The organism is Oscillibacter sp. ER4 (genome assembly GCF_000765235.1).
Taxonomy (GTDB): Bacteria; Bacillota; Clostridia; order Oscillospirales; family Oscillospiraceae; genus Hominicoprocola; species Hominicoprocola fusiformis.
The window spans coordinates 1-4,360 of record NZ_JPJG01000047.1 but is presented as its reverse complement, the minus strand read 5'-3'; the positions used below and the strand labels follow the sequence as shown (position 1 = coordinate 4,360).

Sequence of the window (4,360 nt, the reverse complement as noted above, 5' to 3'; positions counted from 1 at the left end):
CGCTTGACCGTCCAGCGGCCCCGCCGCTCCTTCTTGACGATCCGCCGCTCATACCAATCCGGGTACTTCTCTTTCGCCTCGGCCAGCGACAGGCGGCTCTTTCTCATAAGCCCTTCAAGCCGCTGCTGCTCCCCGTTGCTGTCCGGGATATAATCAAGCAGCCGCACCAGCTCCACCGGCCCGCCGAGCCGGAACGCCCTCACAGGGTACTCACGCCCCAGCTTCGAGCCGGAGCCGACCACCCGAAATCCCTGCAAAATCCCCTGCATTTGTGGCTCCTTGATGGTGGAGGTAAACTTATTCCAAATCTGCCGAGTGAGGGAATATTTCAACTCTTTCAAGCATTTCTGGTTGTACGGGTACATAGGCACCGGCTCTTTCAGCACATAATACAGGTGAAGCCCTGTCCCGCTGTTTACAACAAAGGTTGCCTGGGGCAAAATATCCTTGTTCATCTGGTGCAGCGTGTCCCGGAGCTGGGGCATACCTACCCCGTCCAGGTCAAAGACCAAAGCATAGAGATACCGGGCATTTTTGCCGCACCGCCGCAGCCCAAAATAGGAGATCGGGGACATAATCGTAAAATCGGTGTCTTGCAGCTCCCTCAGCTCGTCCAGCTCGTCAGTGATGGTACAGCGTTTCGCTTTACCGTCCCCCTCGATCTGCAGGGCGATCCCGGTTGCCCTGTCAACCTCACCTTTCGTCACTGTCACCGCGATCCCGTTTCCCTTCCTGTCCTCAAAATGGCCCTTCCTCTCGAAAGATCCTTCCGGGAAGATCTCACGATAAAACTCATACGGCTCCACCGGCTCCAAAAACTTCTCTAAATGCTCATTCTTTTCCCTGTAAAGTTCCCGGAGCTGTTCCAGGGCTACTTGCTGATCCTCCATTCCTTACACCTCTTTTCGTACATTCTGCAAACCCACAGGGGGAAAAGGGGGAGCCAAAGAGCGGCCCCTTCGGGGCCTTAAAGAGAAAGTCACCTCCCCCTTTTCCCCCTCGCTCTGGGGCATGGAAATGATGGAAAACCTTTCAGGTTTACCACATTCCCACACCCCGCCGCTCACCCCCATAACCCCCTCCGACTTTCTCCCTGTCAGAGAGAGAATATTTTATTATTTTTTCCCTGGCCTAAAGGCCATAGGGGGGCATATATTATCAATACATTTTATTCCCTATTTTACGACAAACCCATTTCAGCTTGTCCCCTTCACCCCATAGGGGGGCATATATTATCAATACATTTTATTCCCTATTTTTACTGTTATTATAGCCTGTCCGGGCGGCTCTTGCAAGGCTCCCGGACAGGCTTCTTTTACAGCTCCATACCGCCCCAGGTGTGGCCCTGTTCCTGTTCTCTCTCCGGCTGCTGCACCTCTGGCACTGGTAGCAGCTCCCGCGCCTTTTCGACCAGGGGCCGGAACTGCTCCGGCAAGTGCTGATCCAGAAAGTCCAGCACCGCCCCGATCCCTTCCCGGAGCCGCGCCGAAATCCCACGCTCCCAGCTCAAATCTTCTTCCAGGTATTCCACCTGCACTTTGAGCTGCCGGTTTTCATTTTCAAGCCGCTGCCGCTCCTGGGCCTCCTTCAGTTTTTCTTTCATCGAGGGGATTTTCTGCTGAAGCTGTTGGTTTTCTACCTTCAGCTCCCGCACCTTCTGCTCTGCCGCCGCGCCCCGGATCACCGCCGCCTTCAGCTCCTTCACCTGCTCCACCGTCACACCCTTGACGGCCCCTGTCAGCGTCTTTTCCGGCTGTATCGCGTCCAGATCGGGCTTAACCTTCTCCACCGCTTTCAGCAGCTTCACATTCCCTTGCAGGGCCTTTCTCTGCTTTTCCAGGGCCGCGATCTCCTGCTCTGCTGCTGTCACCTGTTCCTGGATAGCTTCAAGCCGCTGGGCCGCTGCTCTGTACTCTGGTAGCTCCATACGCTCGCGGCCACCGCCCAGGCTGATAATCTCAAACTCGTGAGCCTGGGCGATTTCCGTTAGGGCTTCTTTCTCCCGTTCCATCCAGGCTTTCCATTCGGTCTGCTTTCGGCCCATCCCTTCAAATCCCTGCTGCTTTAACGCCTGTTTCATTGATACCCGCGTTGAGAGGCCCCGGCTCTGCTCCGTTGCCACAGGCACGAAGTCCACATGGAGGTGGGGCGTGGCCTCGTCCATGTGCAGCACCATATTGAACACCCGCAGATGAGGGTTGCGCTCCTGGAAGGACTCTGCAAATTCTTTGAGAGCTGCCGCCGCCCGTTCCCCTCCAGGGGAGCCGCACCCGCAGTCCGTCAAGTTGCCGATCTGGAAGATAGCCTCGTGAAATAGCTTCTCCTGTTTGCTCTGCCGGATATGCTCATAGTAATCTGGTATCTTGTCCCTGGTCTTTTTCTTTTTGGCATTGTAGGCGGCCAGGGCTTCATCGAAAAGTTCGTGGTACACCTTCTTCAAATCCTCGTTGCAAAAGGTGACATTCTGCCCCGACCTGCTCCGGTCTACATTCGCCGCTGAAAAGCTCCTGTTGTTGTGCCGGATACTTCCCCGGCCCGTCATTCCCGAAATGGTTGTGCCTATAAAATCACCCGTCCCTTTCCTGCAAAAGCCTATATCCTACTACTCCTATTTTACCATAACTGGCCGCAGGCCACAACCTCTTTGTTACTTTCTTGTGAGAAAGTAACGCAAAAGCACTTTCACACCGCCGCCCCTTCGGGGCTGGCAGTATGAAAGTGCTTTTGCGCCCTGCCGGGGGCTAAAAGAAGCAGCCTCACAACTGTCTCCAAGAATTTCTGTTGTCACTCTACTTCTTCTGGTGCAAGAGGATAGCCACACAATTCATCTTCCTGTGCAGAAACCTCTGCGTCCTCTGTTTTTACAAGGCCGCTTTCTTCAAGCAAATCTGGCGGCACAGCACTTACAGCTAACTGTTGTTCTTCCGGCAAGCTATTATACCAATCCAGCCATTCAAGCGTTTCTTTGGAAAGGCCCTCCGCATCTACCATCCGATCACCATATCGGACTTGATTTCCGGCTCCTTCTCTTTGCTCAAAAACGATCCATTTCTCGTTCATAAAAATCTCTATGGTATTGTCGGCCCCGTATTGATATTCAAATCCTGTTCCAAAATTAGATTGGTTATCCTTTGTCGGTATCTCAGAGCCATCAACCGATGAAGTGATTTCCCCGTCCATTACCCCGCAACGGCCACTTATGGTACTTTCTTTCCCCGTATCATAGTAGAGTTTGCCATCCACCATTACCATAGGGATTTTATCCCATTCTTGCGTTTCTTCCTGTCCCGGCAGTTCATTCTCACTTACAGGAACAATCTCATATTGGTAGTTGTCCCAATAAGATTCAATATCAGCTGCTGTAAAATAATCCAGTTTCTCCTCTGGAAGTTTCAGTCTGCCTGACTTTACTGCTTCTGCACAGTAGATAATCTCATAACTTGTATCATTTGAGAGATTAAACCGAAAACTTGTTACTGTCCCTCCAGCAACAGGCTCCGTTTTTTTATCGCTTACCTCCAATCCCGAAAACAGAAAATAAATATCCTCTATATCATCGGTTTTTGTAATGACTTGCTTTTCAGCGGAGTTTGGCACAACATTGCGATACATCTCGATATTATTCACATCAGCAACATCAAAAGGCATTGAAATAGTTTCCTTTTTTTCGCAACCAGTGAATACCAAAACCATAGCCGCCACCAAAACAAGAGCAATCTTTTTCACTGTATCACACCGCCTTTCTTAACTTGTAGTGACGAAAAAAATATCCTTTTGTTTCCTATCTGCCACCAAAAATTTTTGAAAACCAGCTTTTTTTCTGTTCCGGTTCCTGCTGATCCGTTCCAGCCTCCCCGGTAATAAGCTGCTGCTGGATTGTCCCCGCGTGTAGGGCCTGGGCCGCTGCCGCTGTCTGCTGGGCGGCGGCCAGCGCGTCAGTAAGCCGGGTAATGGTCTGGGCCTGCTGCTCGATCTGCCGGTCTTTCACTTCAAGCTGCCCCTGCAGCGTGTCGATGGTGGCCTGTAAAACAGAAATCACACCATCAACCTCTGCTGTTTTTTCTGCATTTTTGGTTGACGGCGCGTCAACCAAACCGTCAACCGCGCCCGTCAACTGGTTGTCGGTGGTTGACGGTGCAATTTCAGAAAACGCCTGTTTTATCAGCTTTTCGCCGTCAACCTCTACCATCAACCTACCGTCAACCGTTGCCGTCAACCCCTGTAAACTGGTTGACAGTGGTTCACGCTTAATTTTTTTGAAAACAGCTTGCTTTGATACCCCTATCTCGTCAGCTATCTGCCGGATCGTTTTCATACCTTTACGAACAGGCCCACAGGACACACGCCCTTAAACCCCGGC

General features: G+C 51.8%; 3 protein-coding genes and 1 pseudogene. All 4 read right to left on the bottom strand.

Annotated features, from left to right (window positions below):
- Positions 1-890 (bottom strand): annotated as a pseudogene (locus NI20_RS0107590) (hypothetical protein); the annotation flags it as partial.
- Between the two features lie 425 nt (positions 891-1,315).
- Complete coding sequence (locus NI20_RS0107585) at positions 1,316-2,440, bottom strand: plasmid recombination protein (RefSeq protein WP_242842950.1); 1,125 nt, start codon at positions 2,438-2,440, stop codon at positions 1,316-1,318.
- A 344-nt stretch (positions 2,441-2,784) separates the two neighbouring features.
- Positions 2,785-3,726 (bottom strand): hypothetical protein, encoded by a 942-nt coding sequence (locus tag NI20_RS15660; protein WP_230206139.1) that lies wholly within the window; start codon positions 3,724-3,726, stop codon positions 2,785-2,787.
- Between the two features lie 55 nt (positions 3,727-3,781).
- Positions 3,782-4,315, bottom strand: coding sequence for a hypothetical protein (locus NI20_RS0107570; protein WP_033120805.1), 534 nt, complete (start codon positions 4,313-4,315; stop codon positions 3,782-3,784).
- Between the last annotated feature and the right edge of the window lie 45 nt (positions 4,316-4,360).

What these genes read in the sequence shown, in the direction of transcription:
- NI20_RS0107570 (WP_033120805.1), bottom strand. Translation starts at nt 4,315, where the DNA reads ATGAAAACGATCCGGCAGATAGCTGACGAGATAGGGGTATCAAAGCAA.